This is a genomic window from Sphingobium sp. EP60837 (assembly GCF_001658005.1).
Taxonomy (GTDB): domain Bacteria; phylum Pseudomonadota; class Alphaproteobacteria; order Sphingomonadales; family Sphingomonadaceae; genus Sphingobium; species Sphingobium tyrosinilyticum.
This window is the reverse complement of sequence record NZ_CP015986.1, coordinates 1,655,983-1,682,108: the sequence shown is the minus strand read 5'-3', so window position 1 is coordinate 1,682,108 and position 26,126 is coordinate 1,655,983. Positions and strand designations below refer to the sequence as shown.

General features: G+C 64.4%; 28 protein-coding genes. 9 read left to right on the top strand and 19 right to left on the bottom strand.

The features are described 5' to 3' along the window. The first annotated feature begins 3 nt into the window (after positions 1–3). Entirely contained in the window at positions 4–1,428 is a 1,425-nt protein-coding gene (locus EP837_RS08205; RefSeq protein WP_066526287.1) for an ammonium transporter, read from the top strand. Positions 1,429–1,529: 101 nt separating this feature from the next. Here EP837_RS08205 and EP837_RS08200 read toward each other — a convergent pair whose 3' ends face one another. Genes EP837_RS08200 through crtY form a run of 4 tightly spaced genes read right to left on the bottom strand, consistent with a single transcriptional unit; the run spans position 1,530 to position 5,737 of the window. Further along, positions 1,530–2,489, bottom strand: a complete 960-nt coding sequence (locus EP837_RS08200; protein WP_082919574.1) for a phytoene/squalene synthase family protein — start codon at positions 2,487–2,489, stop codon at positions 1,530–1,532. 37 nt (positions 2,490–2,526) lie between these two features. Further along, the gene (locus EP837_RS08195; RefSeq protein ID WP_066526286.1) at positions 2,527–3,108 is read right to left on the bottom strand and encodes a TIGR00730 family Rossman fold protein; all 582 of its coding nucleotides are present in this window, start codon (positions 3,106–3,108) and stop codon (positions 2,527–2,529) included. Next, on the bottom strand, positions 3,105–4,586 hold the full coding sequence (locus EP837_RS08190) for a phytoene desaturase (protein ID WP_066526284.1): 1,482 nt from the start codon (positions 4,584–4,586) through the stop codon (positions 3,105–3,107). The genes EP837_RS08195 and EP837_RS08190 overlap by 4 nt, the downstream gene beginning before the upstream one ends. Then, positions 4,586–5,737 (bottom strand): lycopene beta-cyclase CrtY, encoded by a 1,152-nt coding sequence (gene crtY / locus EP837_RS08185; protein WP_066526282.1) that lies wholly within the window; start codon positions 5,735–5,737, stop codon positions 4,586–4,588. The genes EP837_RS08190 and crtY overlap by 1 nt, the downstream gene beginning before the upstream one ends. A gap of 106 nt (positions 5,738–5,843) precedes the next feature. On the opposite strand from crtY, the gene EP837_RS08180 reads away from it, so the two are divergent. From EP837_RS08180 to EP837_RS08170, 3 genes are all read left to right on the top strand, one after another. After that, positions 5,844–6,116, top strand: a complete 273-nt coding sequence (locus EP837_RS08180; RefSeq protein WP_066526281.1) for a metal/formaldehyde-sensitive transcriptional repressor — start codon at positions 5,844–5,846, stop codon at positions 6,114–6,116. After that, the gene (dmeF, locus tag EP837_RS08175) at positions 6,113–7,105 is read left to right on the top strand and encodes a CDF family Co(II)/Ni(II) efflux transporter DmeF (RefSeq protein ID WP_066526280.1); all 993 of its coding nucleotides are present in this window, start codon (positions 6,113–6,115) and stop codon (positions 7,103–7,105) included. The genes EP837_RS08180 and dmeF overlap by 4 nt, the downstream gene beginning before the upstream one ends. 104 nt (positions 7,106–7,209) lie before the next feature. After that, positions 7,210–7,659, top strand: a complete 450-nt coding sequence (locus EP837_RS08170) for a glycine zipper 2TM domain-containing protein (RefSeq protein WP_066528994.1) — start codon at positions 7,210–7,212, stop codon at positions 7,657–7,659. 204 nt (positions 7,660–7,863) lie between these two features. Here EP837_RS08170 and EP837_RS08165 read toward each other — a convergent pair whose 3' ends face one another. After that, complete coding sequence (locus EP837_RS08165) at positions 7,864–8,340, bottom strand: Lrp/AsnC family transcriptional regulator (protein ID WP_066526279.1); 477 nt, start codon at positions 8,338–8,340, stop codon at positions 7,864–7,866. A 161-nt stretch (positions 8,341–8,501) separates the two neighbouring features. On the opposite strand from EP837_RS08165, the gene EP837_RS08160 reads away from it, so the two are divergent. After that, complete coding sequence (locus EP837_RS08160) at positions 8,502–9,344, top strand: EamA family transporter (protein WP_225870518.1); 843 nt, start codon at positions 8,502–8,504, stop codon at positions 9,342–9,344. A 182-nt stretch (positions 9,345–9,526) separates the two neighbouring features. Here EP837_RS08160 and EP837_RS08155 read toward each other — a convergent pair whose 3' ends face one another. The 4 genes from EP837_RS08155 to EP837_RS08140 form a co-directional block, all read right to left on the bottom strand. Continuing rightward, the gene (locus EP837_RS08155) at positions 9,527–10,711 is read right to left on the bottom strand and encodes an NAD(P)/FAD-dependent oxidoreductase (protein ID WP_066526277.1); all 1,185 of its coding nucleotides are present in this window, start codon (positions 10,709–10,711) and stop codon (positions 9,527–9,529) included. Continuing rightward, entirely contained in the window at positions 10,711–11,139 is a 429-nt protein-coding gene (locus tag EP837_RS08150) for a TIGR01244 family sulfur transferase (protein ID WP_066526275.1), read from the bottom strand. Before EP837_RS08150 ends, EP837_RS08155 begins: the two co-directional genes overlap by 1 nt. 70 nt (positions 11,140–11,209) lie before the next feature. Further along, on the bottom strand, positions 11,210–12,982 hold the full coding sequence (recQ, locus tag EP837_RS08145; RefSeq protein WP_066526273.1) for a DNA helicase RecQ: 1,773 nt from the start codon (positions 12,980–12,982) through the stop codon (positions 11,210–11,212). 1 nt (position 12,983) lies between these two features. Continuing rightward, positions 12,984–13,304 carry a hypothetical protein gene (locus tag EP837_RS08140; protein WP_066526272.1) on the bottom strand — a complete coding sequence of 107 codons (321 nt, stop codon included), beginning with the start codon at positions 13,302–13,304 and terminating at the stop codon, positions 12,984–12,986. Between the two features lie 38 nt (positions 13,305–13,342). Here EP837_RS08140 and EP837_RS08135 point away from each other — a divergent pair, with 38 nt between their 5' ends. Beyond that, positions 13,343–14,467: a serine hydrolase domain-containing protein gene (locus EP837_RS08135; protein ID WP_066526268.1), complete on the top strand. Its 1,125-nt coding sequence runs from the start codon at positions 13,343–13,345 to the stop codon at positions 14,465–14,467. On the opposite strand, the gene EP837_RS08130 is transcribed toward EP837_RS08135, so the two are convergent. From EP837_RS08130 to EP837_RS08100, 7 genes are all read right to left on the bottom strand, one after another. Next, a complete protein-coding gene (locus tag EP837_RS08130; protein ID WP_066526265.1) occupies positions 14,464–15,252 on the bottom strand; it encodes a PhzF family phenazine biosynthesis protein in 789 nt (262 codons plus the stop codon). The genes EP837_RS08135 and EP837_RS08130 overlap by 4 nt on opposite strands. 393 nt (positions 15,253–15,645) lie before the next feature. Next, entirely contained in the window at positions 15,646–16,722 is a 1,077-nt protein-coding gene (aroC, locus tag EP837_RS08125; protein WP_066526264.1) for a chorismate synthase, read from the bottom strand. After that, complete coding sequence (locus EP837_RS08120; protein WP_066526263.1) at positions 16,719–17,126, bottom strand: DUF2442 domain-containing protein; 408 nt, start codon at positions 17,124–17,126, stop codon at positions 16,719–16,721. The genes aroC and EP837_RS08120 overlap by 4 nt, the downstream gene beginning before the upstream one ends. Next, the gene (locus tag EP837_RS08115; protein ID WP_066526260.1) at positions 17,119–17,352 is read right to left on the bottom strand and encodes a DUF4160 domain-containing protein; all 234 of its coding nucleotides are present in this window, start codon (positions 17,350–17,352) and stop codon (positions 17,119–17,121) included. The genes EP837_RS08120 and EP837_RS08115 overlap by 8 nt, the downstream gene beginning before the upstream one ends. Before the next feature lie 27 nt (positions 17,353–17,379). Next, positions 17,380–18,189, bottom strand: coding sequence for an enoyl-ACP reductase FabI (gene fabI, locus EP837_RS08110; protein ID WP_066526254.1), 810 nt, complete (start codon positions 18,187–18,189; stop codon positions 17,380–17,382). Beyond that, the gene (locus EP837_RS08105) at positions 18,186–19,157 is read right to left on the bottom strand and encodes a YihY/virulence factor BrkB family protein (protein ID WP_066526251.1); all 972 of its coding nucleotides are present in this window, start codon (positions 19,155–19,157) and stop codon (positions 18,186–18,188) included. The genes fabI and EP837_RS08105 overlap by 4 nt, the downstream gene beginning before the upstream one ends. 26 nt (positions 19,158–19,183) lie before the next feature. Then, positions 19,184–20,113, bottom strand: coding sequence for a DnaJ C-terminal domain-containing protein (locus EP837_RS08100; RefSeq protein ID WP_066528984.1), 930 nt, complete (start codon positions 20,111–20,113; stop codon positions 19,184–19,186). 119 nt (positions 20,114–20,232) lie between these two features. Between EP837_RS08100 and pdxH the strand changes: the two genes are divergently transcribed. From pdxH to EP837_RS08085, 3 genes are all read left to right on the top strand, one after another. Continuing rightward, complete coding sequence (gene pdxH, locus EP837_RS08095) at positions 20,233–20,808, top strand: pyridoxamine 5'-phosphate oxidase (RefSeq protein ID WP_066526247.1); 576 nt, start codon at positions 20,233–20,235, stop codon at positions 20,806–20,808. A gap of 102 nt (positions 20,809–20,910) precedes the next feature. Continuing rightward, on the top strand, positions 20,911–22,242 hold the full coding sequence (locus tag EP837_RS08090; protein WP_066526244.1) for a dicarboxylate/amino acid:cation symporter: 1,332 nt from the start codon (positions 20,911–20,913) through the stop codon (positions 22,240–22,242). 144 nt (positions 22,243–22,386) lie between these two features. After that, on the top strand, positions 22,387–23,682 hold the full coding sequence (locus EP837_RS08085; protein ID WP_066526242.1) for a dicarboxylate/amino acid:cation symporter: 1,296 nt from the start codon (positions 22,387–22,389) through the stop codon (positions 23,680–23,682). Between the two features lie 100 nt (positions 23,683–23,782). On the opposite strand, the gene EP837_RS08080 is transcribed toward EP837_RS08085, so the two are convergent. The 3 genes from EP837_RS08080 to EP837_RS08070 form a co-directional block, all read right to left on the bottom strand. Further along, complete coding sequence (locus EP837_RS08080) at positions 23,783–24,352, bottom strand: NADPH-dependent FMN reductase (RefSeq protein WP_066526240.1); 570 nt, start codon at positions 24,350–24,352, stop codon at positions 23,783–23,785. A gap of 195 nt (positions 24,353–24,547) precedes the next feature. Beyond that, a complete protein-coding gene (locus EP837_RS08075) occupies positions 24,548–24,730 on the bottom strand; it encodes a hypothetical protein (protein ID WP_066526237.1) in 183 nt (60 codons plus the stop codon). A 5-nt stretch (positions 24,731–24,735) separates the two neighbouring features. After that, entirely contained in the window at positions 24,736–26,025 is a 1,290-nt protein-coding gene (locus EP837_RS08070) for an adenylosuccinate synthase (RefSeq protein ID WP_066526233.1), read from the bottom strand. Positions 26,026–26,126 lie beyond the last annotated feature (101 nt).

Here is a 26,126-nt window from a genome sequence, read left to right as displayed (position 1 = left end):
ATAATGACCTTTTCCAAGAAGTTTTGCGGCGTGATGGGGGCGGCTGCGCTGACCCTTCTCGCGGCCGCGCCGGCGCTCGCCGCGCCGATCAAGGCGCCAGACGCCGCTGCGATGGCGGGCATGGTCAATAAGGGCGACGTCGCCTGGATGCTGATCTCGGCCGCGCTGGTCCTGATGATGTCCGTTCCGGGCCTTGCGCTCTTCTACGGCGGCCTGGTCCGCACGAAGAACATGCTGAGCATCCTCATGCAGGTGTTCATGATCGTTTCGGTCGCCGGCCTGGTCTGGTGCTGCTGGGGCTATTCGATCGCCTTCACTTCGGGCGGTTCCAATCCCTTCTTCGGCGGGCTTTCCAAGGCGTTCCTGATGGGCGTCGATGGCACCACCTACGGCGCGACGTTCAGCAACAACGTCTATCTGCCCGAATTCGTGTTCGTCGTCTTCCAGATGACCTTTGCCATGATTACTCCGGCGCTGATCGTCGGCGCCTTTGCGGAGCGCGTGAAATTCTCTTCGCTGATGGTGTTCGTGGTGCTGTGGCTGACGGTGATCTATTTCCCGATGGCGCACATGGTTTGGTACTGGGCTGGCCCGGACTTCCTGGTTGATGCTCCGACCGACTACGGCCTGCTCTGGGGCTGGGGCGCGCTCGACTTTGCGGGCGGCACCGTCGTCCACATCAACGCCGGTATCGCTGGCCTTGTCGGCGCGATCATGATCGGCAAGCGCGTAGGCTTCCCCAAGGAACCCATGCCGCCGCACTCGCTGACCATGACCATGATCGGCGCGAGCCTGCTGTGGGTCGGCTGGTTCGGTTTCAACGCTGGCTCCAACCTGGAAGCCAATGCCGTCACCGGCGTCGCCTTCATCAACACCATGGTCGCCACCTGCGCGGCGGCGGTGAGCTGGTCGCTGGTCGAGCAGGTCCACCATGGCAAGTCTTCGCTGTTGGGCGCGGTCACGGGCGCGGTTGCTGGTCTGGTCGCCATCACCCCGGCTGCGGGCTTTGCGGCTCCCATGACCTCGATCGTCCTCGGCTTCGTCGTTTCGCCGATCTGCTACATCTTCGTGGCGTTCGTGAAGGGCAAGGTCGGCTATGACGACAGCCTGGACGTGTTCGGCGTGCACTGCATCGGCGGCATCGTCGGCGCCATTGCCACCGGCATCGTCGCGGCGCCGTCGCTCGGCGGCCAGGGCGTGTTCGACTACACCGTCTTCCCGGCGGCCTTCCATCCGGAAGCCTACAGCATCCCGGCTCAGGTCTGGATCCAGGTCAAGGCAGTCGTGTTCACCCTGCTCTTCTCGGGCATCGGCAGCGCGATCCTCTACTTCATCATCGACAAGACCATGGGCCTGCGCCCGAACGTCGAAGCCGAGATGGAAGGTCTGGATCTCTCGAGCCACGGCGAACGCGCCTACAACTACTAAGAATTCGGCAGGGTGGGCCGGAAAGAACGGCCCGCCCGCCTCACCTTGTTCCTCCTGCGAACACGCCTGGGACCGGTACGAAAGTATCGGTCCTTTTTTTGTCAGCCTGCTCGACGGGTCCAAAGCTGCGAAGGGCGCGCCGTCACGACTGGCCAACGGCGGGCGCGGCCTGAGACTTGCAAGGCGGCGCGAAGAACCCAGCCCAGCTTTTCCAGCTTGGGCGTAACGACACGATGGTCCCACGCTTGCTCGCCCCGGCGAGCGACTTCGCGGGCTATGTCGCCATAAATGCCAGCTGCCGCGAGTACAGCCCAAGCCGACCGAGGCGGTAGCGCGCCGGTGCCGTGGCGGGCGCTGTCCTCATAAGCCGCAGCCATGTCGGCAAGGCGGCGGGCCAGGATGGCGAGCCTGGGCCGAACCCATGGCTTCATATGCTCGCCAGGTGGGATATCCATTTCGACCAACCATTCCTCGGGCAAGTAGCAGCGATCTACCGCCTCATCCTCACTGATGTCGCGGGCGATGTTGGCAAGCTGGAAGGCGAGGCCAAGGTCGCAAGCCCGGTCGAGGGTGGCTTCGTCCTCCGGATCGACGCCCATCAGCACCGCCATCATGCACCCGACAGCCCCGGCGACATGATAGCAATAGCGCAGCATGTCCGCTTCGCTGTGGGGCCGCCAGTCGCGGGCGTCGAGCGCGAAACCTTCGAGCAGATCGTGGGCGTAGCGGTCTGGGATGCGGCATTCGCGCATGACGAGGCCGAAGCCGTCGAAAGCGGGATCGCCGGTTGGCTCGCCCCGCAAGGCCGCATCGGTAAGCACGCGTATCGCCGACAACCGCGCCTGCCCGTCCGTAACGCCCTGCATCGTTCCGCCATGATCCTGACCATCGGCGATGTCGTCGCATTTGCGGCACCAGGCATAGAGAAGCCATGCGCGTTCTCGCGTTTCGCGGTCGAACAGCTTGGAAGCCAGGGCGAAGGATTTGGAGCCCCGGACGATGCTATCGCGGGCGTGGGCCACCAGGGTTGAGCGGTCAAAATGGGTCACGCTTGGCGACATGCCCGTCCCCTCTCCATCCCGCAAGCGCCAGCGATGACTAGAGGCGATCGGCTTTTATGGCGAAGATCGGCTCATGAGCCTGGTAGGCGGCCATCTGATCGAGCAGCGGTTCGATCGCAGCTGCGTGCACGAGAATATTGGCATGCTGCGGGCGGATGAAGCCGGTGCCGATCATATGCCGGTTGAAGGCGATGAGTTGGTCGTAAAAGCCGGCGACGTTGAGCAAGCCCACGGGCTTGGCGTGGTAGCCAAGCTGCGCCCAACTGATCGCCTCCCACAGTTCATCCATCGTGCCGACGCCGCCGGGCAAGGTCACGAAGCCGTCGGACAGGTCCGTGAACAGCGCCTTGCGCTGATGCATGGTCTGTACGACGTGAAGCTCGGTACAGCCGCGATGCGCGACTTCCGCGCTGACCAGTGCATCCGGGATGACGCCGACCACTTCGCCTCCCGCCTCCAGCGCCGCGTCGGCAACCGCGCCCATGAGGCCCAGCCGCCCGCCACCATAGACGACGCCGATGCCGCGCTGGGCCAGGGTGCGGCCGACATGGCGCGCCGCTTCGACATAGACGGGATCAGCCGGTAGGGCTGAGCCGCAATAGACGGCAAGACGCTTCAAACCAGCTCCTCCAGCATCAGCGCGGCGGTCGCCTTCGCGCTGCCGACCACGCCCGGAATGCCCGCGCCCGGGTGAGTGCCCGCGCCCACGAGATAGAGGTTCGGGATCACATCGTCTCGATTATGGGCACGGAACCAGGCACTTTGCGTCAGGAGCGGCTCCAGGCTGAAGGCACTGCCCAGATGGGCGGAAAGGTCATGTTGAAAATCGGGCGGTGCATAATGGAATTGGGTCACGATGCGCGATCGGATGTCGGGGATCAGCCGGTGCTGAATCTCGTCCAGTATCCGCTCGGCATAGACGGGACCAAACTGCTCCCAATCGATCGGAAGCTTGCCCAGATGAGGCACCGGCGCGAGCGCATAGAAGGTCGAATGGCCGTCAGGCGCCATCGACGGATCCGTGACCGTCGGATGGTGCAGATATAAGGAGAAGTCCTGCGGCAGCACGCCATGATCATAGATGTCGGTCAGCAATCCCCCATAGCGGGGACCGAACAGGATCATATGATGCGGGATGCCGGGCCAGCTGCCCTTAATGCCGAAATGCAGGACGAAGAGGCTGGGCGACCAGCGCTTGCGGGCGAGCTTCTCCGCCTGCTTCTGCCCGCGGGGATGATGGCCGATCAGGTCGCGATAGCTGTGCATGAGGTCGGCGTTGGTCGCGACCGCATCCGCATCCCCCCGCCAACCCGAGGCGGTCGATACGGCGACGGCGCGGTCGCCATGGGTTTCGATCCGCACCACAGGATCAGCGAGGCGCAGTGTGCCGCCGAGCCGCTCGAAATGCGTCGCCATGCCTTGCACAAGCCGGTTGGTGCCGCCTTTGGCGAACCAGACGCCACCATCCTTTTCCAGTTTGTGGATGAGGGCATAGATGGCGCTGGTCTGCATCGGGTTGCCGCCGACCAGCAGGGTGTGGAAGGATAAAGCCTGCCGCAGCCGTTCATCCTTCACATAGGAGGAGACGACCGAATAGACCGAACGCCACGCCTGATGCTTGGCGAGCGCGGGGGCGGCGCGGACCATGGAGGCGAAATCGAGGAAGGCGACCGAGCCGAGCTTGCGGTAGCCCTCCTCATAAACGCCCTCCGAATAATCGAGGAAGCGCTGATAGCCTGCGACATCCTGCGGGTTGAGCTTAGCGATCTGCGCGCGGAGGGCGTTTTCGTCGTTGGAATAGTCGAAATTCGTGCCGTCGCGCCAGTTGAGACGGTAGAAGGGCGAGACGGGCACGAGGCTGACATCCTCCGCCATGTCATGGCCGGACAAGCGCCATAGCTCGGCAAGGCAATCCGGGTCGGTGACCACGGTGGGGCCTGCGTCGAAGACGAAGCCGTCCTTTTCCCACATATAAGCACGGCCGCCAGGGCGATCGCGCGCTTCGACCAGCGTTGTCTCGACCCCGGCCGATTGCAGGCGGATGGCAAGGGCGAGGCCGCCGAAGCCTGCCCCAATGACGATCGCTTTACGGTTCATCAGGCGGAGGGGCTCAACAATGCGCGCATGGCGCTCCTTATGGGCACGGGGGGGCGACCGCACAAGATGCGGATGCGGTCGGCCCAGGTGGAGTGGCCTGCGTAGAAGCGGCCGATAAGATGGGGACTAAGGCGATAGAAGCGATCGAATATGCGCCAGCGCTGGTCCGGCTGCGCGGCGAGGAAGAGCATTTTGCCGAGCAAGCGGTAATAGCCGCCCGATCGCCAATGCGCTGCAGCGCGGTCGCGGGTTGCGGTGGCGAGGCTGTTGAGCGGCTGATCGGCGAGCCAGAGTGCGGTCGCGACAGCGTCGGGCAGCGAATAGCCGGTCATTGGCTGGAACAATGCAGCGCGCACGCCTGCACGAGGGACACTATCCTCTGGCGGCCAGAAGCGATCGAAGTCGCCGCCATGGACGACGGGAAGGATGCCGCTTTCCTGATGGACGACATCTTCCACCCGCCACCCTTGCTGGGCGGCATAGCTCGCGATGCGGTCGGCGAGGACTGGGAGGTCGAGGGCTGGGCTGTTGCTGTAATAGGTGTCCTCGACGAAGATGGTGCGATCGCCAAAGGGGAGCAGATAGACGAAGCGGTAGCCGTCGAACTGATCGACGGTGGCGTCCATGATGACCGGGCGGTCCAATCCATGGGGATGCGCCAAGCGAAGGGCCTGGCCAACGAACTTCTGCCAGCCGCAGTCTAGCGCCGACAGGTCACCGCCACCCCGCGCGTCAAGGACGGCGCGGGCGCGGATATTGCGGCCGTCTGATAGGGTGACATGATCGGCGGCCGCTACCACAACCTCCGTGCTCAGCAGGACACGGTCGCCGAGGACATGGCGGACATGGGCGTCGAGCTGGGCCGAGGCGATGCTGTTATAGCCGCCGTCCAAGACGCGGCGGTAGGTGGGGAAGCGGACTTCGTGACCCTGGGGCCAGCGGTGGGTGACGAGAGGATCGATCAGCCAGCGATCGGCGGGGCGGATGTCGCTGTCGAAGAAGGACCAGAGGTGGTTGCCGCCAAGAACCTGGTCCCGCTCGATCAGGAGCAGGTCGATATCGGGCCGGAGTCGGGCGAAGGCGAGTGCGATCAGGCTGCCGGCTAGGCCGCCGCCGAGGATCGCCAAGTCGCAGTCGAAGGTCTGAGCCATCCCTTCTGTTAGGCAGGCGGAGCGGTGGCGGGAAGGGAATTAATGTAAGAAATAGCGACTTAAACGCGTTTGACGAAAATTGCCCTATAGCATAGGGGAGTATCCTATGCATGTGGTGGAAAACAGGGATAAGCTGCTCGCGCGGGTGCGGCGGATCGCCGGCCAGGTCGCCGCGATCGAGCGGCAATTGTCCGGCGAGGCGGGCTGTTCGGAGACATTGCAGCTTGTCGCATCCGTGCGCGGCGCGGTCGGCAGCTTGATGGAAGAACTGATCGAACAGCATATGCGCGACCATGTCGCCCGCCCCGGCCTGACCGACAAGGAACGAGAGGCGGCGGCGGAAGAGATGCTGGCGCTGATCCGCCGCTACGGAAAATGACTATGCACGACCATCATCACCACGCTCCATCGGCTGTCCAAGCCCCCTTCCTCGGCGAGGACGAGGAACAGCATTATTTCGACCATATCTACCTCAGCGCGGGCCATGACCAGAATGCCCGGCGCACGCTGTGGGTGGTGTGGCTGACCGCCGCCACGATGGTTGTGGAGATCGTCTTCGGCTGGATCACCGGATCGATGGCGCTGCTGGCGGATGGGTTCCACATGGCGACCCATGCAGGCGCCCTGGCGGTGGCGGCGGCCGCCTATGGCTATGCCCGCCGTCATGCCCGCAACCCGCGCTTTACCTTTGGCACGGGCAAGGTTGGCGACCTGTCGGGCTTTGCCTCCGCCCTTCTGCTCGGCGTAACCGCGCTGTTCATCCTGATCGAATCGGTGCTGCGCTTCTTCGAGCCGGTTTCGGTGAAATTTGGTGAGGCGACGCTGGTCGCTGTCATCGGCCTTGCCATCAATCTGATCAGCGCAGTGCTGCTGGGACATGATCATAGCCATAACCATCATGACCATGACCATCATCACGACCATGAGCATGATCACGCGCATGACCATGGCCACAAGCATGGCCATGCCGACAATAATCTGCGTGCGGCCTATGTGCATGTGCTGACCGACGCGCTGACATCCGTGCTTGCGATCGCCGCGCTGCTCGCGGGGCGCTATATGGGCTGGTGGTGGCTTGACCCGGCAGTCGGCATATTGGGGTCCGTGGTGATCGCGCGCTGGGCCTGGGGGCTGATGAAGGACACAGCGTCCATCCTGCTCGATACGGCCGAGCCCGCGCTGACGAAGCGGATCAAGGGTCTGGTCGAGGCGGAAGGCGGCACCATCCGCGACCTGCATGTCTGGCGGATCGGCCCGCATGCGCATGCCGCGATCATCAGCCTGGCGCCTGGCGGCGATGTCGCCAAGGTACGCCAGCGGGTCCGCGCGCTGCCGCGGATGGAGCATGTAACGGTGGAGTGCGGCTGATCGCGCTGAAGGCTCTGTTCAAGCCGTAGCACGCCCGCATGTTCATCCAGCGGTCATCGCAGGCCACCCATATCGGTCTCCATAAGGGTCAGTGGAGGCATGCCATGTTGAGCAAATTCATCATCTCCGTTTCGATCGCCAGCGCTGCGATGGCGGGCGTCACCGTCACGCCCGCCCTGGCGCAGAGCAGCTATCGCTATAGCGAGCGCTATGAGGGCGATGACGGCAGCTATTATCGCAGCGAAAGCTATGAAAGCGAGGATCGCGGTTATGACCGGGGTTATCGCGATTATGATCGGCGGCCGGTGGAATATCGCGAATATCGCGAGGAACATTATCGCGATGCGCCCCGCCCCTATCGCGCACGGGCCTATAGCGATCGCTGCACGTCGGGCACGACCGGCGCGGTGGTCGGCGGCGTGCTGGGCGGGCTGTTGGGCCGGGAGATCGGACGCGGCGGGCGTTGGAACCGGCCAAGCACGACCGGGCTGATCCTAGGCGCGGGCGCGGGTGCGCTGGCGGGCCGTGAGGTCGAGCGCGGGGATTGCCGCTGAGGTCTTCGCGGATTTGGTTGTAGAAGCGGCGCTTGGCGGGAGCTGGGTGCCGCTTTTTTGTTGGCTGCCGTTCTTGTGGAATAGATCACAGCTTTCGCTGGGTGGATTGGGGACCCGCCGTTTGCGGGAAGGCGCGCGAAGATAGCCGCCATTACGCGGCATCGCCACCCCTCCGGAGAAGCATTTCGGCCCGGGAAACAAGGCTCAGGGCACCTTGATGCTGCCAGCTGGCGGCAGCGGCGCCATTGTTTTAGCTTGGCGCATGACGACCAACGTCGTGAAGCTCCGGACATTCTCGTCCGCATGAAGAACGCGGTTGGTGAATGCATCGTAGCTCGCCATATCCTTCGCTGCGACATGCAGCACTAGGTCGTGGTCGCCGGTGACGTACCACGCATCCGTCACCTCCGGCGCGCGCTGCAAGCGAGCGACGATCTCATCGATGATCCGTCCGCGATCCCGCTCCAGCATTACGAGGACGACCATTGTCACCGGCCAGCCCATAGTCCCGGGCGCGACAAGCGCGATCTCCCTCTCGATCGAACCCTGATCGCGGAGCGCTCTTACGCGGCGGTAGCATGCGGGCGCGGAAAGCCCCACGCGCTCCGACAGCTCCGGCATCGAAATGCGAGCGTCTTCCTGCAACGTCGTCAGAATGCGGAGGTCAAATACGTCTACCATGGCCTGCGATAATAATTATCTCTTCTGCGCTTTCATAGAAACCAATTATCAAGCCACTCGGCTAATGCCCGGCGATGGCCCAAGATAATCCACGCACGCAACATGATGATGCTGACACGCTTCACACGGCATTTGCGCTGCTCGCGGCGGTGGTGGGTGCCATGATTTCGATAACTCTTGGGGCAACCGTTGCAAAGAAGCTCTTCGTCGTCATCGGGCCTGCTGGCACCACGGCGTTGCGTCTCATGCTGGCCGCCATTCTGTTGTCGGTCGGTTTCCGGATCTGGCGCGTGCGGTTCACCCGGGACCTGCTGCATGCCGCGCTCCCCTACGGCCTATCCTTGGGCGCGATGAACCTACTCTTCTACATGGCGATCGATCGTATCCCGCTCGGCATTGCGCTGGCTTTTGAGTTCACCGGGCCACTGGCGGTCGCGACCTTTGCCTCGCGTCGCCCACGCGACTTCGGGTGGATCGCGTTGGCAGTGGCCGGTCTGGCGCTGCTGCTGCCGCTACGCATCGGCGGAAGCACGCTCGATCCTGTCGGGATCGCGCTCGCACTTGCAGCCGGGGTCTTCTGGGGAAGCTACATCGTCATGGGCCGTCGCGCGGGCGATGCCTTGGGTACTGAAGCACCCGCCTTTGGCATGATTGTGGCGGCGGTGCTGGCAATGCCGTTCGGCATTGCTGGAGGCGGAGCCACGTTGTTCGCGCCCCACGTACTTGGCCTGGCGCTGATCGTAGCCCTGCTGTCGAGTGCGATCCCCTACTCTCTGGAAATGTTCGCTTTGCGCCGACTGCCAACCCGCACCTTCGGCGTGCTGACCAGCGGCGAACCGGCGGTCGGGGCGGTGGTGGGTGCACTGCTACTGCACGAGAAGCTGCCACTGGCGAAGTGGCTCGGTATCGCTGGCATTGTTGCCGCCTCGATAGGCACCACTATCACGTCAAGGACGCAGGCGGGCAAGGAGGCCGAGGAGCGAAAGCTCCTTCCGGAAAACTGATCGCCTTAAAAGCGACTATGTCCGCTATTCGGGCAATGATTTCAGGACACAAATGTCCACAAATGGTCGTTAGCCGACAACTAAACCGTCATGCCGGCCTTGAGCCGGCATCCCGCTTCTTCTGATTGCAATGTTAAGCGGGACCCCGGGTCGAGCCCGGGGTGACGATAGAGATGATGAGGTTAGAGCGCCTGCGCCGCCGCCCAGCCGCTGGCCCAGGCCCATTGGAAATTATAGCCGCCTAGCCAGCCGGTGACATCCGCGGCTTCGCCGATGGCGTAGAGGCCGGGGACGCGGCGGGCTTCCATCGTCTGGGAGGAGAGTTCGGTGGTGGATATGCCGCCGATGGTGACTTCGGCCTTGGCGAAACCTTCGGTGCCGTTGGGGGTGAATGACCAGGCGGCGAGGCGGCGCTGGGCGTCTTCGAGCTTTCGGTCAGGGAGATTGCCGAGGTCGCCGGATAGGGCCAGCCGTTCGGCCAAGGCGTCCGCCAGCCGGTCGGGAAGATGGGCGCGCAGGGTCGCCGATATCGAGGCGCGGGGCTTGGCGCGCTTCGCTTCCGTCAGCCAACCGCTGGGGGCGTCCGGCAGGAAGTCGATGTTGATGCTGTCGCCATGACGCCAATAGGACGAGATTTGCAGAATCGCCGGGCCGGAAAGGCCGCGATGGGTGAGGAGCGCGGCTTCGCGGAAGCTGGTCTTGCCATGGCGCGCTATGACGGGCGTCGAGACGCCGGAGAGGGAGCGGAAGAGAAGGTCTTCGCCGCCGAGGGTCAGCGGGACAAGCGCGGGGCGCGGCTCGACGACCTTGAGGCCGAACTGGCGGGCGAGGTCGTAGGCGAAGCCCGTCGCACCGATCTTTGGAATGGCGGGGCCGCCAGTGGCGATTATCAACGCGGGCGCGGCGGCGGTTTTGTCGCCATGGGCCACGGTGAATTGGCCGTCCGAATGGGTGACGGCGGTGATGCCGTGGTTGAGGCGAATGGTGACGCCGCCAGCGTCGCACTCGGCGAGCAGCATGGCGACGATCTGGCGCGCGGATTGATCGCAGAAGAGCTGACCCAATGTCTTTTCATGCCAGGCGATGCCGTGCCGTTCGACGAGGGTCAGGAAATCCAGCGGCGTGTAGCGGCCGAGGGCGGACTTGGCGAAATGAGGATTGGCCGACAGGTAACGGTCTGGCGCGGTGTGGATGTTGGTGAAGTTGCAACGGCCACCGCCGGAGATGAGGATCTTCTTCCCCGCCGCTTCGGCATGATCGATGACGAGGACGCGCTTGCCGCGCTGGCCAGCGGTTGCGGCACACATGAGGCCAGCGCCGCCAGCGCCCAGGACGATGGCGTCATAAGGATCGGACGCGGCGGGCATCAGCCTGCGGAGAGCGCGTCCATGATCTGCCGAACGGGGGTAAGGTCATAGCCCGCTGCCTCCGCCTTTTCAGACAGGGCGGCGGGATGATCGCCTGCGCGGGCGCGGGTGAGCGCCCATAGCAGGGTGCTGCGCGTGCCGGAGCGGCAATAGGCGAGGACCTTCCCCTCCCCCGCCTGCGCCAATGCGGCGGCCATGCCGTCGAGCTGCCAAGGGGCAAAGCCGCCATGGGCGACCGGCACGGCGGCGTAGGCGATGCCTGCCGCCTCAGCAGCGGCCTCGATCTGGGCGCCGTTAGTCTGGCCGGGCTCTTCGTCATCAGGTCGGTTGTTGATGATGACGGTCACGCCCAGCGCCTTGGCTTCCTGCACCTGATCGACGCTGATCTGGGGGGAGACATAAAGGGTGGGGGTGAGCTGGCGGAACATGGGTAGGACTCCTTTGCCGGTGCCATGCGCCTAGAGACGGGGCGATTCAACCCCCTCCTCCTCTCCCCGATCAGAGATAAGGGCGAATGGCGGCGAGGAAGGCGTCGCCATAAGCGTCGAGCTTACGCTGGCCGATACCGCTGATGTGACCGAGTTCAGCGAGGCTTGCCGGGCGCTGCTCGGCCATTTCGCGCAAGGTGGAATCGTGGAAAATCACATAGGGCGGCACGCCCTGCTCCTGCGCCAGTTCGCGGCGGCAGGCGCGCAGGGCGTCAAACAGGGGATCGCCGACGGGGTTTTCCGCGCTGCCATTGCGGGCGTTGCGGCGGCGCCGTTGCTTGCGCGGGGGCAAGACCAGGCTGACATCTTCCTCACCGCGCAGGATCGGACGGGCGTTGAGGCCGAGTTCCAGGCCGCCATGTTCGTTAGTTTGCAAAGCATCTTTTACGATGAGCGCCCTGGAGACGGGGCGGAGCAGACTGATCTCCTCTCCGCGAACGATGCCGTACACGGAGATTTTGTCATGGCCCCGCTCGCGGATGCGGTCGGTGACCGCGCCGGTCAACACCTGCTCGATATGACCGACGCCGAAGCTTTGGCCGGTGCGATATACGGCGGAGAGGAATTTTCGCGCGGTTTCGGTCGCGTCGATGCTGGCGGGCGGATTGAGGCAATTGTCGCAATTGCCGCAGCTGGCTGGCGGATCTTCGCCGAAATGGCGGAGCAGGATGGCGCGGCGGCAGCTACCCGTTTCGACGAGGCCGCCAAGCGCGGTGATGCGGGTGCGCTCGCCCTGCTGGCGGCTGGGGTCGAGTTCGCCGATGCGCTGGCGGGCGCGGGCGAAATCGTCGGCGCCCCAGAAGAGATGGGCTTCGGCGGGTTCGCCGTCGCGGCCTGCGCGGCCGGATTCCTGATAATAGCCCTCGATCGATTTGGGGAGTGCGGCGTGGGCGACAAAGCGGACGTCGGGCTTGTCGATGCCCATGCCGAAGGCGATGGTGGCGACCATCACCATATCCTCGCTGGAGATGAAGGCGGCCTGGTTTGCGGCGCGGACGGCAGGGTCGAGCCCGGCATGATAGGCGCGCGTGGGGCGGCCGGTGCGCGTGAGGGTTTCGGCCAGCCTCTCGGTGGCGGCGCGGGTGGGCGCATAGACGATGCCCGGGCCTTCGCGCGCGGCGATCAGGTCGGAGAGCTGGCGCGGCAGGCCGTCGCGGGGGTGGACGGCGTAGCGGATATTGGGTCGGTCGAAGCCCGCGATGATCATGCCATCATGCGGGATCCCGAGCTGGACGAGAATGTCCTCGCGCGTGTGATGATCCGCGGTGGCGGTAAGCGCGAGGCGGGGGACGTCGGGAAACTCGTCCAGCAGAGGTCGAAGCAGGCGGTAGTCGGGGCGGAAATCATGGCCCCATTCGGACACGCAATGGGCTTCGTCTATCGCGAAAAGGGCAAGTTTGGTGGCGCGCAGCAGGCTGCGGAAGCCTTCGCCGCTGGCGCGTTCGGGGGCGACATAGAGGAGGTCGAGATCGCCGTTGCGCAGCCGATCCTGCGTCTCGCGCCAGTCGCTATCCACGCTGGTGAGGCTGGCGGCGCGGATGCCGACAGCTTGTGCCGCGCGGAGCTGGTCGTGCATCAGGGCGATGAGCGGCGAAATGACGACGCAGCAGCCTTCCAGCGCAACGGCAGGGAGTTGGTAGCAGAGCGATTTGCCCGCGCCTGTCGGCATGATGGCGAGGGTCGGCTGCCCCGCCATGATGCGGCTGACGACCTGCTGCTGGACGCCCCGGAATGCCGGGAAGCCGAAGACGTCATGGAGGAGGGCCGGGACGTCGGAGCGCATCTCAGTCCATCGGATCAAGCAGGCAGCCCCAGCCCTTGCGGTAGCGGGCGGTGCGGGAGGCGAGGAGGGGGACGGCGGCCTCAACGGCACGTGATTCGGGATCGTCGGAGAGCGTCACCAGCGCCATGCCCGGTTCCTTGTCTCGCCTGCAGCTGTCGATGGAGCGGCCCTCCACATAGCGGCAGGAACAAGTGACGCGCGCGCCGAATCCCGCGCCCACGGCGGCGCGGGCACGCAGCGCGGTCCAGTTCCAGGCGAGCAGCAGGACCAGCAAGGCCGCGATGGCTGCGAGCGCATAAATCCATTTCGGGCGGCTGGACATGCTCCCCTTTCCGATGAGCCGTGCTAAGGGCGCGGCTTATGAAGCTCGAGCGGAAAAGGGTAAAGCAGATTGGCGCGGCGGCCGCCATTTTGTCATTGATGGGAGCCGGAGCGCTTGCCGTGCGCGCGGCCGATCCGGAACCGCGCTATCATGTGGCGGCGGACGCGGGCGTCAATGAGGAAGATTTGCGCGCGGCGATCGATCCGCTGTTCGATGGCGACGAGGATGTGGGCGAAACGCGGGCGCTGGTCGTCATGCACCGGGGCGAGATCGTGGCGGAGCGGTACGCGCCGGGATTTGGGCCGGAGACGAAGCTGCTCGGCTGGTCGATGGGCAAGAGCGTGACGGCGGTGCTAGTGGGGCTGATGGTCGCGGACGGTCGGCTGGCGCTCGATTCGCCGGTGCCGGTTGCGGCCTGGAGCCAGCAAGGCGATCCGCGCGGGCGGATCACGCTGCGGCAGTTACTCGCCATGACGTCAGGGCTCGACCATGTCGAGGATGAGGAGCCGTTGGCGCAGGCCGATACGGTGCGGATGCTGTTCACTGACGGCGCGCAGGATATGAGCGCCTTTGCCGAAGCCAAGCCGCTGGCCCATGCGCCGGGGTCGCATTTTTCCTATTCGACCGGCAGCACGCTCATCCTGACCGACCTGATGGCGCGGATGCTGACCAACAACGCCGATCCCGATGCGCGGCGGCAGGCGATGCAGACCTTCATTGACGGACGGCTGAAGATTCCGGCGGGGCTGAAGAGCCTGACGGCTGAATATGACGCGGCAGGCACGATGATCGGCGGCAGCTTCCTGCATATGACGGCGCGGGATTATGCGCAGTTCGGCGAATTGCTACGCAATCATGGGCGCGGGCCCAACGGGCATCAGATCGTGCCGGAAAAATGGGTCGATTTCATGCGCACGCCTTCCCGGCGCAATCCTGCCTATGGCGCGCATCTCTGGCTCAACCGGGAGAGCGAAGAGAGCGTGCTGATGCCGGGCGACGCCCCGCAGAGCCTGTTCGGCTGCGCGGGGCATGGCGGGCAATATATACTTATCTCGCCCGGGCAGGCGCTGACGGTAGTGCGGATCGGTATGTCGCCGGACAAGGAACAGCGCGCGGCGCTGAAACGCAGGCTGGCAAAGCTGATGCGGCTTTTTGCCGCCTAGAGCAGGAACTGCCCCTCTATCACCGTGCGGCAGGCGCCGGTGAGGATCACCCGGTCGCCTTCGAGACGGCAACCCAAGCGGCCGCCGCGCCGGGACGCCTGAACCGCGCTGAGCTTTGTCTTATCAAGGCGGCTCGCCCAGAAGGGCGTGAGCAGGCAATGGGCCGAGCCGGTGACGGGATCTTCATCCACTCCGCCGCCCGGAACGAAGACGCGGCTGATGATGTCGCTGTCCTCCCCCGGCGCGGTGGCGATCAGCATGATGTCACCGAGCGCCTTGAGTGCGGCGAAGTCGGGCGTGAGCGCGCGCACGGCCGCGGCGTTGGGGAAGAGGAAAAGACTGTAGCCGCCCTCGCGCCAATGCGATTCAAGGGGTGTGCCGCCTAGCCCTGCCGCAAGGTCGGGCAACGGGCGCGGCTCCACGTCCCAGGCGGGCAGCGAGAGGGCATAGCCGTCGCGGTCGCGTGTGACAGTAAGGACGCCCGCATGACGGGTCCGGAAGCGGATGGCGGTGCGTCCTCCCATCAGCACGTGGCCGCTCGCCAGTGTGGCGTGGCCGCAGAGCTTCACCTCCACAGCCGGGGTGAACCAACGCAGCGCATAGTCCGCGTCCGGATCATCAGGCGTGGGTACGGTGAAGGCTGTTTCCGACAGGTTGTTTTCCTGTGCGATCGCCTGGAGCGTGGCGTCATCGAGCCAGCGGCCGAGCGGCATCACGGCAGCGGGATTGCCGGTGAAGGGTGTGTCGGTGAAGGCGTCAACCTGGGTGAAGGGGAGACTGGTCATGAGCGTTCCTTAGGAATGACGTCATGATGGCGTTTCATTGTGCAACTGAATAGGGCCGGTTGAACGGGATTGGTCTTGAGCAGCAGCCAAGCTCCGTTGGCGGAGGCGTGACATGGCTCAAGGTCCGAGCGTCCGCTGGGACGACGAGTAAGCGAACTGCAAACGAAATGGGCCAGCCACATTATATGGCTGGCCCGTGTTCGCGGCTCAAGGGGACGTTTTGACCGTCAATCCATTCTTGGCCCAAAGGCCGTTCAGGAATGACGCTCCCCAGGCTTACGCACTGCCGCTCGCCCTCCCGCGGGCGATCGATGGGGAGGATGTTAACGTAGATTGGGTGAGTCGTCTCGCTAGAATCGCGCGCTTACCCGGTAATCGGCTCGTTTCAGCCCGTTAGTCGCCACCGCATTGGGCACGGTGGAGCAATTTCTGGTCTGCCAGGACAAGCGCCATCATCGCTTCAACAACTGGGACGCCGCGAATGCCGACGCAGGGGTCGTGCCGGCCCTTGGTGATGATGTCGGAGGCATCGCCCTCCCGCGTGATGGTTTCGACCGGGATCAGGATCGAGCTGGTCGGTTTGAAGGCGACGCGCAGCTTGACGGGCTGGCCGGTGGAAATGCCCCCTGCAATGCCGCCTGCATGATTGGCGAGGAAGACGGGATTGCCGTCATTGCCGGGGCGCATCGGGTCGGCATTATCCTCACCCCGCAGCCGTGCTGCGGCAAAGCCGTCGCCGATTTCCACGCCCTTGACCGCATTGATGCTCATCATCGCGGCGGCGAGTTCGCTGTCGAGCTTGGCATAGAGGGGGGCGCCCCAGCCTGCGGGCACGCCACTGGCGACGCATTCGACGACCGCACCGAGCGAGGAGCCATCCTTGCGCGCGCTGTCCACCAACTGTTCCCAGCGCTTTGCGGCTTCCGGATCGGGGCAAAAGAAAGGATTATTGTCGATCTCGCCCGCGTCGAAACGGGCATAGTCGATCGCGTCGCCGCCAATCTCGCTGACATAGGCGAAGATATCGACATCCGGGATGACGAGCCGGGCGACCGCGCCCGCGGCAACCCGGCTGGCGGTCTCCCGCGCGGAGGAGCGGCCGCCGCCGCGATAGTCACGAAAGCCGTATTTCGCGTCATAGGCATAGTCGGCATGGCCGGGGCGATAGGCTTTGGCGACGTCCGAATAATCCTTTGAGCGCTGATCGGTATTCTCGATCATCAGGCTGATCGGCGTGCCGGTGGTGCGGCCTTCGAACAGGCCCGAAAGGATGCGGACCTCATCGGGCTCACGGCGCTGGGTGGTGAATTTGGAGGTGCCGGGCTTGCGCTTGTCGAGGAAGGGCTGAATGTCCGCCTCGCTCAGGGGCAGTCCGGGAGGGCAGCCATCGACGACAGCGCCAATGGCGGGACCATGGCTTTCGCCCCAGGTGGAGAAGCGGAGTACGCGGCCGAATGTGTTGAAGCTCATATGCCTGCCTGCTTGCGGGGTCTGCCGCCTTTCGCACCATTTGCTCGCGCAGCCGCAGCCTTTGCCGGGGAACGTCCGCGCCCGGCAAGGCGGGCCATATGCGCACGCGTGCCGAACAGGCCAGCCATCAGACCCGGGATGGAAAGATCGGTATCCAGTTCCGCCCAATGCAGCCCGTAACCGGACGGGCTGACTTCCACTGCAGCAATCTGATCGGCGGTGGCATTTTCCAGCCCCTGCCCCAGCCGCGGTGGAAAAGCGAAGGTGCAGCCGTTGGTAAGGTCCACGACCACGCGTTCGGAGGTGGCGTCATAATGCGCCGCAGCTGCGCGCGGCTCCAACTCACGGGCGAGCATACCGCGCTCCAAGGCCGCATCGATGGCAGCGTCGCTGATTTCAGCCATGAATGTTCCTCCACCGCGACAAGAGCATTGCCTGCTGTTCCACGACGATCGTCATCGCGCGGCGAACCTCTGCCCTTGTCAGGCCATGGGTCCATACAAGCCGAGGCTTATCGCCAGAGATGTCGATCTTCGCTTCACCCGAACCTACCGCGTGGATGTGGGCGGGCGCATGATCATCGACATAGATGACGAAGCGGAACCCAGCCGCGCGGTGTACCGTGACCATATAACCTAACCGGCTGGGTTTTTCAACTCAGCCCTTGTCGAGCGCGATATCGGGCGCGTCTTCGGCTTTCATGCCGATGACATTATAGCCCGCATCGACATGATGGATCTCGCCGGTCACACCTGCCGCAAGGTCGGACAGAAGATAGAGGCCAGCGCCGCCGACATCCTCGATCGTCACGTTGCGGCGGAGCGGGCTGTTCAGTTCGTTCCACTTCATGATGTAGCGGAAATCGCCGATGCCGCTGGCGGCCAGCGTCTTGATGGGGCCGGCCGAAATCGCGTTGACGCGGATATTTTCGGGGCCAAGATCCATCGCCAGATATTTGACGCTGGTTTCCAGCGCAGCCTTGGCGACGCCCATCACGTTATAGTGCGGGATGACCTTTTCCGCGCCATAATAGCTCAGCGTCAGCAGGCTGCCGCCTTCCGCCATGAGTTCGCGCGCGCGCCGGGCGACGGCGACGAAGCTGTAGGCCGAGATGTTCATGGTCATCAGGAAATTGTCGAGGCTGGTATCGACATATTTGCCGCGCAGCTCATTCTTGTCGGAAAAGCCGATGGCATGGACGACGAAGTCGAGCTTGCCCCAGCGCGCCTTTACCTCAGCAAAGGCGGCGTCGAGCTTTTCCATGTCCGACACATCGCAATCGATCAGGAAATCCGAGCCAAGCTCCTCCGCCAGCGGCCGCACGCGCCGCGCCAGCGCATCGCCCTGATAGGAAAAGGCAAGCTCCGCCCCCTGCGCCCGCAGCGCCTTGGAAATGCCCCATGCCAAAGACTTGTCATTCGCAAGGCCCATGATGAGCCCCCGCTTCCCCGCCATCAAGCCCGTCATTCTACTGTCCCGTTCCCTTTGCTATCCGCCGCGACCCGCTCCAGTTCCTCTTCGGGAAATTCAGCAAGGGCTGCATTGAGTTCCGCGCCAATTACCACGCCAAGCCCGACGAGAAAGAAAAAAATAAGCGTAATCATCACGCCCGCCAGACTGCCATAGGTCAGGTTATAGTCGCCGAGCAGCGATAAGGTCGGTGGCAGCAGCATGGTGGCGCCGTACCACCAGAGCGCCGTGGCGACCGCGCCGGGCAATTTGGGGAAGCGCTTGTCCTTGTAGGCGCTGGGGGTGAGCGAGAGATAGAGATAATAAAGCGCGAAACACAGGATCAGCATGGGCACAGCGCGCGTCAGCGTGACGATCTGCATCGCTTCGTCGGCGAAGGGCAGAATCTGATGCAGGAACTGGTCGATGCCGGTGATGGCGACTTGGAGCGAGAAGGCGAACATGACGGCGAAGACGCTGACCAGCGTGATGCCGATCGCGGTCAGGCGATAGTGCCAGAACGACCGGGTGCTTTTCGTCCCATAGGCGCGTCGAAGAATGTCGCGGATGGTTTCGATAAGGCTTCCGACTGTCCACAGGCCGACGAGACCGCCAAGCCAGAGCAGCGGTCCCGTACGGGCGGTCAGTACGTCGATGATCGGCTGCTTCACGACGGAGGCGACGCTGGGCGGGACGGTCTCCAGAAAAGCGCCGACCGCCGCCAGGCCGTCCTGCGACCGGCCAAAGATGCTCGCCACTGCCGCTGCGACGATGAAGAAGGGGAAGAGCGTCATCAGCGACAGATAGGCAAGATTGCCCGCATGGATGAAGCCGTCATTATAGGTGCCGACTGCCACCCGCTTCATGATTTCAAAGGTCTGGCTGCCGGGGCGCACCTTGGCGATGTGGCGGTTGATATGGGCTCGGGCGTCTTGCGCGATCCGCTTGCGGCGGGATTCGGGCGAATAGGGTGAAGGGCTCGGCATGCAGTCTCCTCGCCCCCGTTAACGCCCTAGACGCCCAGATGGGCGCGGACGGCGCGGCTGTCCTGCCAGCCTTCGACCAGTGACTTGATCGCCGGATCGTCGCCCGGCACGTCGATCATCAGCCGGACGAGCTGATCGCCGCGCTCCCCGCCCTTGTGGGTGAAGCCCTTGCCGCGCAGCCGGAGCGTCTTGCCTGAGGTCGCGCCTGCGGGCACGCCGAGCATGACCGGGCCATCGACCGTGGGCACTTTGACCTTGCCGCCCTTCACCGCCTCATCGAGGGTGATGGGCAGGTCCAGCAGCACATTGTCGCCGTCGCGGATGAAGAAGGGGTGCGGCTTTACCTCTATGGTGACGATCGCGTCCCCTGCCCCGGCCTGTCCGGCCTGCCCCTTGCCGGTCAGGCGCATCTGCGTGCCCGTTTCGACGCCTGCGGGGAGTTTCAGGTCGATGGTCTTGCCGTCCTGCAAGGTGATGCGCTGCGGGGCCAGCGTGGCGGCATCGACGAAGGAGACGGCCAGGCGGTAAGAGACGTTCGCGCCCTTCTGCGGCGGGGCGCCACGCCCGAAGCCGCCGCCAAAGCCGCCGCCCCCCCGCCGGGCGCCACCGCCGCCGAACAGTCCTTCGAAAATATCGCCGAAATCCGCGCCTTCGTTGAATTCGAAGCCGCCGCCCGCGCCGGGACGGCCGCGAAAGCCGCCGCCATTGCCGCCATAGCCGAAGGGCGCGGTGGGATTGCCGTCGCCGTCAATCTCGCCACGGTCGAAGCGGGCGCGCTTGTCCTTGTCCGACAGCAGGTCATAGGCGCTGGAAACGGCGGAAAACCGCTCCGCCGCCTTGGGATTGTCCTGGTTCCGGTCGGGATGCAGCTCCTTGGCGAGCTTGCGGTAGGCCGACTTGATCTCTGCCTCGCTCGCGCCGCGCGCGACGCCCAGAGTGGAGTAGGGATCCGCCATTGCCGAATGTCTATCCTTGTTCGTGAGAAGCGTGTTTGCGCCATATGTGGCGAAAGCGTCACGATCCTTCAAGCGGCGTGACCATCGACACAGGCGAATGAGCGGCTTAGATCAAGGGCATGACCGACCCCTTCACCCTGTTCGACCAATGGTATGGCGAAGCGCGCGACAGCGAGATCAACGACAGCAACGCCATGGCGGTGGCGACCGCCGATGCGCGCGGGCGGCCGTCTGTGCGTATGGTGCTGCTGAAGGGGCATGGACCCGAAGGCTTTGTCTTCTACACCAATTTCGAAGGGCGCAAGGCCGAGGAGCTGCTGGCCAATCCGCATGCGGCGCTGCTGTTTCACTGGAAATCGCTGCGGCGGCAGATCCGCATCGAAGGGCCGGTGGAGACCGTGGACGAGGCCACCGCCGATGCCTATTTCGCGACGCGCAGCCGGGATAGCCAGCTGGGCGCCTGGGCTTCCGACCAGTCACGCCCCCTGCCCTCCCGCGCTGCGTTCATGACGCGCTATGCCGATGCGGTAAGCCGGTTTGAGGGAGGAGCCGTCCCGCGTCCGCCGCACTGGTCGGGATTTCGCGTGGTGCCGGACCGGATCGAATTTTGGCAGGACCGCGAGCATCGGCTGCATGAGCGACGGCTGTTCCTGCGCGAAGGGGATGGATGGCACGAGGGGCTGCTTTATCCCTGAGCTTTCCAAAGCGCGGAATCCGGACGCTCGTTCGTTCAAGAGGATAGGCGGGCGGCCGGGCGCCTGTTAGATGTGCGGGCCAGCACGGCTTAGAGGGGTTGCATGCGGAATCGACTGACGGCCTTCATCCTGACGGGCATGGTGCTGGGGGTAATCACAGGTTTTGCAGCCAATCTGTGGGTCGGCGGCGACAAGGTCCTGGCCAAGGATGTGGCGGGTTATTTCCACCTGCTCGCCGACATATTCCTCCACCTCATCAAGATGATCATCGCGCCGCTGGTCTTTTCCACGCTGGTCGCGGGCATCGCCCATATGGGCGACAGCGCGGCGCTGGGGCGGATCGGCGGAAGGGCGCTCGCCTGGTTCATCATCGCCAGCCTGATTTCGCTGACGCTGGGCCTCATCTTCGTCAATTTCTTCGCGCCCGGCGAAGGGTTGAACCTGGTGCGGAGCGGCGCGGAGTCGGGGGTCAATACCGAGGCGCTGAACTTCAAGGATTTCGTCCTCCATGTCTTCCCCACCTCGATGGTCGGGGCGATGGCGGAAAATTCGATCCTGCAGATCGTGGTGTTCTCGCTCTTCGTGGGCGTGGCGCTGACGGCGATCGGCGAGAGGGGCAAGCCCATCGTCACCGTGATCGAGGCGATGGTCGAGCTGATGCTGCAGGTGACGAGCTATGTCATGCGCGTCGCCCCCTTCGCCGTGTTCGGGGCGCTGGCGTCGGCGATCACGACTGAAGGCTTGGGCGTACTCAAGACCTTCGGCGAACTGGTGGGTGAATTCTACCTGTCGCTCTTTGCTCTCTGGATCCTGCTGTGCTGCGCGGGCGCGCTGTTCCTGGGGCGGCGGATGGGCAAGCTGCTCAAATATGTGCGCGAACCGCTGCTGATCGCCTTTTCCACCGCCTCGTCGGAAGCGGCCTATCCCAAGATGCTGGAGCAGCTGGACCGGTTCGGCGTGCCACGGCGCATCTACAGCTTCGTGCTGCCGCTGGGCTATTCGTTCAATCTCGACGGGTCGATGATGTATTCGACCTTCGCGACCATCTTCATCGCGCAGGCTTATGGCATCGACCTGCCCATCGCGACGCAGATCACCATACTTCTCGTCCTGATGGTGACGAGCAAGGGCATCGCCGCCGTCCCGCGCGCGAGCCTGGTGGTGGTTGCGGCGACGCTGGGGCAGTTCGACCTGCCGGTGGAGGGCGTCGCCTTCATCCTGGCGGTCGATCATTTCATGGATATGGGCCGCACCGCCACCAACGTGCTGGGCAATGCCATCGCCACCTCCGTCATCACCAAATGGGAAGGAATGCTGGAGGTCGAGGAGTCCGACTATGTGCCCCATCCCAAAGCGCCCACACATACGGCCGCCCATGGCCGCGCCGGGCTGGAACTGGCGACGGACATGGTGGAGGAAGAGCGTCGGGGCTGAGGACGCGCTGCCTGTGTGTTGCTGGGCGCGCTCCCCGAAAAGAGTGCCGTGCCTCGATTGACCTGAAGCGGAAAGGCTAACCCGCCCAACCGAAACATTACGCGCGCTTAACGGTTTCCTCCGCGGAGGGAGCGAAGCTAGCCGATGAAGACGCCGGACAAAGCCGCCTTTTCGTTGCAATGGCAAATGCTGGCCGGGTTCCTCACCGGCATGACCCTCGGCCTTATCGTCCACGCTACCGCGCGGGACGCGCGCTGGGTCGATCTTGCCACCAACTATGTCACGGGGCCGATCGGGCAGATATTCCTGCGGCTGCTGTTCATGCTGGTCATCCCCCTGTTGGTATCGGCGCTGATCGTGGGCATCGCGGAGATGGGCGAAATGCGCTCGCTGCGGCGGGTGGGGTTCAAGACCTTGCTCTACACGCTGGTGGTGTCAGGGATAGCGGTGGCGATCAGCCTGGCGGCGGTCAACCTGCTGCGGCCGGGCGACGGGATCGATCCGGCACAGGCACACGCCATGCTGGACAATGCCGGGGAAGGCGCGCGCGCTATCCTGGCGCGTGGCGGGGAGGCTCCCAAGGGCGTGGACGCGCTGCTTGCCATGGTGCCGGACAATATCGTCAAGGCCATGGCGAATAACGACATATTGGCCGTCATGGTATTCGCCCTGTTCTTCGGCATCGGATTGATGCTGGTGCGCACGGAACAGACGAAGCTGCTGCTGTCGGCGATGGAGGGGCTGTTCGAAGTGACGATGCGGCTGATGAGCCTGGTCATCCGCATCGCGCCAATCGCCATCGCCTGTTTCATGTTCAACCTCGCCGCGCAGTTCGGATGGGAACTGTTGGAACGGCTGTCGGCCTATGTCGGCGTGGTGCTGCTTGCGCTCGGCCTGCAGATGTTCGGCGTCTATTCATTGCTGCTCGCCCTAGGCGCGCGGCGGTCGCCGTTACGCTTCTTCACGGATGTGCAGGATGCGATGTTGATGGCCTTCGCGACGGCCTCATCCAACGCCACGCTGCCGACGGCGATCCGGGTGGCCGAAGAGCGGCTGCACCTGCCGCGGCGGATCGCCCGGTTCGTGTTGACGATCGGAGCGACCGCCAACCAGAATGGAACGGCGATGTTCGAGGGGATCACCGTCCTCTTCCTCGCGCAGTTTTTCGGCATCGAACTGGATTGGGCGCAGCAGCTGACAGTGATGCTGGTGTGCATATTGGGCGGCGTCGGCACGGCCGGGGTCCCGGCGGGATCGCTGCCCGTGGTGGCCATGATCCTGGGCATGGTTGGCGTGCCGCCGGAGGGGATCGGGCTGGTGCTGGGCGTCGATCGCTTCCTAGACATGTGTCGGACGACGCTGAATGTCACCGGCGATCTGGTGGCGGCCACGGTGATTGCGGCGGGAGAGGAGAAGGAGCAGGCGAAGGGGCCGGCGTGATCCTGTTTCCCTGCTGGTAGCGTCGAGCAAAGCCTTGAGCTTGGCGAAGGGGCGAAAAGCCTCGCATTCTCGGTTTCGCGCGAGACGAACGGGGTTCAGGTCAGCCTGCAGCCTTCGCCGCTTCCGCCCACCAAATGAGGCTACGGGCGAAGCTGGCGAAGCTGCGTTCGAGCGCCGCGCCGCCGTCGCCCTGCGGCTGTCCCTGCTCGTCGAGTGTCTGGCCGATCTGGCCGACGCTGAGGCGCTCGGGGATGACGGTCATGCCCATGGCGGAGAGGGTCACCGTCCAGGCCGCGTGGCTGTTGACCCCGGCATAGCGGCCCGCCGAATAGCTGGCGATCCCGGCAGGGCGGCGATCGAATTCCTTGAGAAAATGGTCGGTGAGATTCTTGAGGCCGGGCTGCACGCCCCGATTATATTCGCCCGCGACGAAGACGAAGGCGTCGGCGGCAGTCAGGCGCTCGGCGAGCGCGGTCATGGCTTCGGGGGCTTGGCCAGGGGGATAGTCGCTATAGCGTTGGTCGAGCATGGGAAGACTGACCTGCATCGCGTCTATGAGTTCGGCCTGATGGCCGAGTTGCTGGAAGCCGTTGATGAGATAGTCGGCAAGGCGGATGCCCATGCGGCCGGTGCGGTAGGAGCCGTAGAGGATGAGGATGTCGAGTGCCATGCGGCTGTTCTCGCATTGCTGGACGGTGGCGTCCAGTGCGACGCGCTGGCCTTAGGTGGAACCGGCTCCTCGACGGCGGCTTTCGGCCTGAACGGACATATTAATGCCATTCGTTTCGAGCGAAGGTTCGAGCCTACTCAAACGGAACGGCTCTAGGAGGAATGGCAACAACCACCCGAACAGCCCCTCGGCGCCCTAACGTAATTTTGCAATCGAAAGCCCGTCCTGCTTGGCGCGGGCTTTCACCGATTCCTCGCTGCGGGTCAGCGCCTTGGCGATCGCCTTGAGCGCCATGCCCTTCTTCGCCAGCGTGTGGAGCTTTTGCAGCTCATCCGCCGTCCATGGCTGCTTGTGGCGCTCGAAGCGTTCGCCGGCCATCGCGCTTAATCCGCGAAGGGATCGCGCACGAGGATGGTGTCCTCGCGCTCGGGACTGGTGGAGACGAGCGTGACCGGGCAGCCGATCAGTTCTTCGATGCGGCGGATATATTTGATCGCCTGCGCGGGCAGCTCGGCCCAGCTGCGGGCACCGGCGGTGGTGTCCTGCCAGCCTTCGATATCCTCGTAGATCGGCTCGGCCTTCGCTTGGTCCTGCGCATGGGCGGGGAGATAGTCGAAGGTCTGATCGCCGATCTTGTAGCCGACGCAGATTTTGAGCGTATCGAAGCCGTCCAGCACGTCGAGCTTGGTGAGCGCGATGCCGGTGACGCCCGAGACGGCGACCGACTGGCGCACCAGCACGGCGTCGAACCAGCCGCAGCGGCGCTTGCGCCCCGTCACCGTGCCGAATTCATGGCCGCGTTCGCCCAGGCGCTGGCCAGTTTCGTCCTCCAGTTCGGTCGGGAACGGGCCCGAGCCGACGCGGGTCGTGTACGCCTTGACGATGCCCAGCACGAAGCCCGCGCCCGATGGGCCAAGGCCGGTGCCGCTTGCCGCGGTGCCCGCCACCGTGTTGGACGAGGTGACGAAGGGATAGGTGCCGTGGTCGATGTCGAGCAGGGTCCCCTGGGCGCCTTCGAACAGGATGCGCTTGCCTTCGGCCTTCGCCTTGTTGAGCGTCAGCCAGACGGGCTTGACGAAGGGCAGGATGAAGTCGGCGATGTCACGCAATTCGGCCATCAATGCGTCGCGGTCGATCGGGGCTTCGTTGAAGCCGACGCGCAGCGCGTCGTGATGGGCGGTCAGGCGGTCGAGTTGCGGGCCGAGATCGTCGAGATGCGCTAGGTCGCAGACGCGGATGGCGCGGCGGCCGACCTTGTCCTCATAGGCCGGGCCAATGCCGCGACGGGTGGTGCCGATCTTGCCGGCACCCGACGCATCCTCGCGCAGGCCGTCGAGGTCACGGTGGAAAGGCAGGATCAGCGGGCAGGTTTCCGCGATCTGCAAGTTGTCGGGGGTGATGGCGACGCCCTGCCCCTTGAGCTTGGCGACCTCGTCGCGGAAGTGCCAGGGGTCCAGCACCACGCCATTGCCGATCACCGACAGCGTGCCGCGCACAATGCCTGAGGGGAGCAGTGAGAGCTTATAGACCTTTTCGCCGACAACCAGCGTGTGGCCGGCATTGTGGCCGCCCTGGAAGCGCGCGACGACGTCGGCGCGCTCCGACAACCAGTCGACGATCTTGCCCTTGCCTTCGTCGCCCCACTGGGCGCCGATCACCGTAACATTTGCCATGGATACAGACCTCCGCCCGCCGCGCGGACCGGCCATGCCCTTCGACGGGACTCGGCATGCCGGTAGGATCGAGTGGGCGCGTGCCGCCCTGTTGCGGGGCG

What these genes read in the sequence shown, in the direction of transcription:
- EP837_RS08105 (WP_066526251.1), bottom strand. Translation starts at nt 19,157, where the DNA reads ATGCCGAGCCCTTCACCCTATTCGCCCGAATCCCGCCGCAAGCGGATC.
- EP837_RS08165 (WP_066526279.1), bottom strand. Translation starts at nt 8,340, where the DNA reads ATGGTAGACGTATTTGACCTCCGCATTCTGACGACGTTGCAGGAAGAC.
- EP837_RS08130 (WP_066526265.1), bottom strand. Translation starts at nt 15,252, where the DNA reads ATGACCAGTCTCCCCTTCACCCAGGTTGACGCCTTCACCGACACACCC.
- EP837_RS08090 (WP_066526244.1), top strand. Translation starts at nt 20,911, where the DNA reads ATGCGGAATCGACTGACGGCCTTCATCCTGACGGGCATGGTGCTGGGG.
- EP837_RS08170 (WP_066528994.1), top strand. Translation starts at nt 7,210, where the DNA reads ATGTTGAGCAAATTCATCATCTCCGTTTCGATCGCCAGCGCTGCGATG.
- EP837_RS08155 (WP_066526277.1), bottom strand. Translation starts at nt 10,711, where the DNA reads ATGCCCGCCGCGTCCGATCCTTATGACGCCATCGTCCTGGGCGCTGGC.
- fabI (WP_066526254.1), bottom strand. Translation starts at nt 18,189, where the DNA reads ATGACGGGCTTGATGGCGGGGAAGCGGGGGCTCATCATGGGCCTTGCG.
- EP837_RS08100 (WP_066528984.1), bottom strand. Translation starts at nt 20,113, where the DNA reads ATGGCGGATCCCTACTCCACTCTGGGCGTCGCGCGCGGCGCGAGCGAG.
- EP837_RS08205 (WP_066526287.1), top strand. Translation starts at nt 4, where the DNA reads ATGACCTTTTCCAAGAAGTTTTGCGGCGTGATGGGGGCGGCTGCGCTG.
- aroC (WP_066526264.1), bottom strand. Translation starts at nt 16,722, where the DNA reads ATGAGCTTCAACACATTCGGCCGCGTACTCCGCTTCTCCACCTGGGGC.
- EP837_RS08150 (WP_066526275.1), bottom strand. Translation starts at nt 11,139, where the DNA reads ATGTTCCGCCAGCTCACCCCCACCCTTTATGTCTCCCCCCAGATCAGC.
- dmeF (WP_066526280.1), top strand. Translation starts at nt 6,113, where the DNA reads ATGACTATGCACGACCATCATCACCACGCTCCATCGGCTGTCCAAGCC.
- EP837_RS08200 (WP_082919574.1), bottom strand. Translation starts at nt 2,489, where the DNA reads ATGTCGCCAAGCGTGACCCATTTTGACCGCTCAACCCTGGTGGCCCAC.
- EP837_RS08115 (WP_066526260.1), bottom strand. Translation starts at nt 17,352, where the DNA reads ATGGTCACGGTACACCGCGCGGCTGGGTTCCGCTTCGTCATCTATGTC.
- crtY (WP_066526282.1), bottom strand. Translation starts at nt 5,737, where the DNA reads ATGGCTCAGACCTTCGACTGCGACTTGGCGATCCTCGGCGGCGGCCTA.
- EP837_RS08140 (WP_066526272.1), bottom strand. Translation starts at nt 13,304, where the DNA reads ATGTCCAGCCGCCCGAAATGGATTTATGCGCTCGCAGCCATCGCGGCC.
- EP837_RS08120 (WP_066526263.1), bottom strand. Translation starts at nt 17,126, where the DNA reads ATGGCTGAAATCAGCGACGCTGCCATCGATGCGGCCTTGGAGCGCGGT.
- EP837_RS08075 (WP_066526237.1), bottom strand. Translation starts at nt 24,730, where the DNA reads ATGGCCGGCGAACGCTTCGAGCGCCACAAGCAGCCATGGACGGCGGAT.
- EP837_RS08135 (WP_066526268.1), top strand. Translation starts at nt 13,343, where the DNA reads ATGAAGCTCGAGCGGAAAAGGGTAAAGCAGATTGGCGCGGCGGCCGCC.
- EP837_RS08180 (WP_066526281.1), top strand. Translation starts at nt 5,844, where the DNA reads ATGCATGTGGTGGAAAACAGGGATAAGCTGCTCGCGCGGGTGCGGCGG.
- pdxH (WP_066526247.1), top strand. Translation starts at nt 20,233, where the DNA reads ATGACCGACCCCTTCACCCTGTTCGACCAATGGTATGGCGAAGCGCGC.
- EP837_RS08085 (WP_066526242.1), top strand. Translation starts at nt 22,387, where the DNA reads ATGAAGACGCCGGACAAAGCCGCCTTTTCGTTGCAATGGCAAATGCTG.
- EP837_RS08160 (WP_225870518.1), top strand. Translation starts at nt 8,502, where the DNA reads ATGATTTCGATAACTCTTGGGGCAACCGTTGCAAAGAAGCTCTTCGTC.
- EP837_RS08080 (WP_066526240.1), bottom strand. Translation starts at nt 24,352, where the DNA reads ATGGCACTCGACATCCTCATCCTCTACGGCTCCTACCGCACCGGCCGC.
- EP837_RS08070 (WP_066526233.1), bottom strand. Translation starts at nt 26,025, where the DNA reads ATGGCAAATGTTACGGTGATCGGCGCCCAGTGGGGCGACGAAGGCAAG.
- EP837_RS08190 (WP_066526284.1), bottom strand. Translation starts at nt 4,586, where the DNA reads ATGAACCGTAAAGCGATCGTCATTGGGGCAGGCTTCGGCGGCCTCGCC.
- recQ (WP_066526273.1), bottom strand. Translation starts at nt 12,982, where the DNA reads ATGCGCTCCGACGTCCCGGCCCTCCTCCATGACGTCTTCGGCTTCCCG.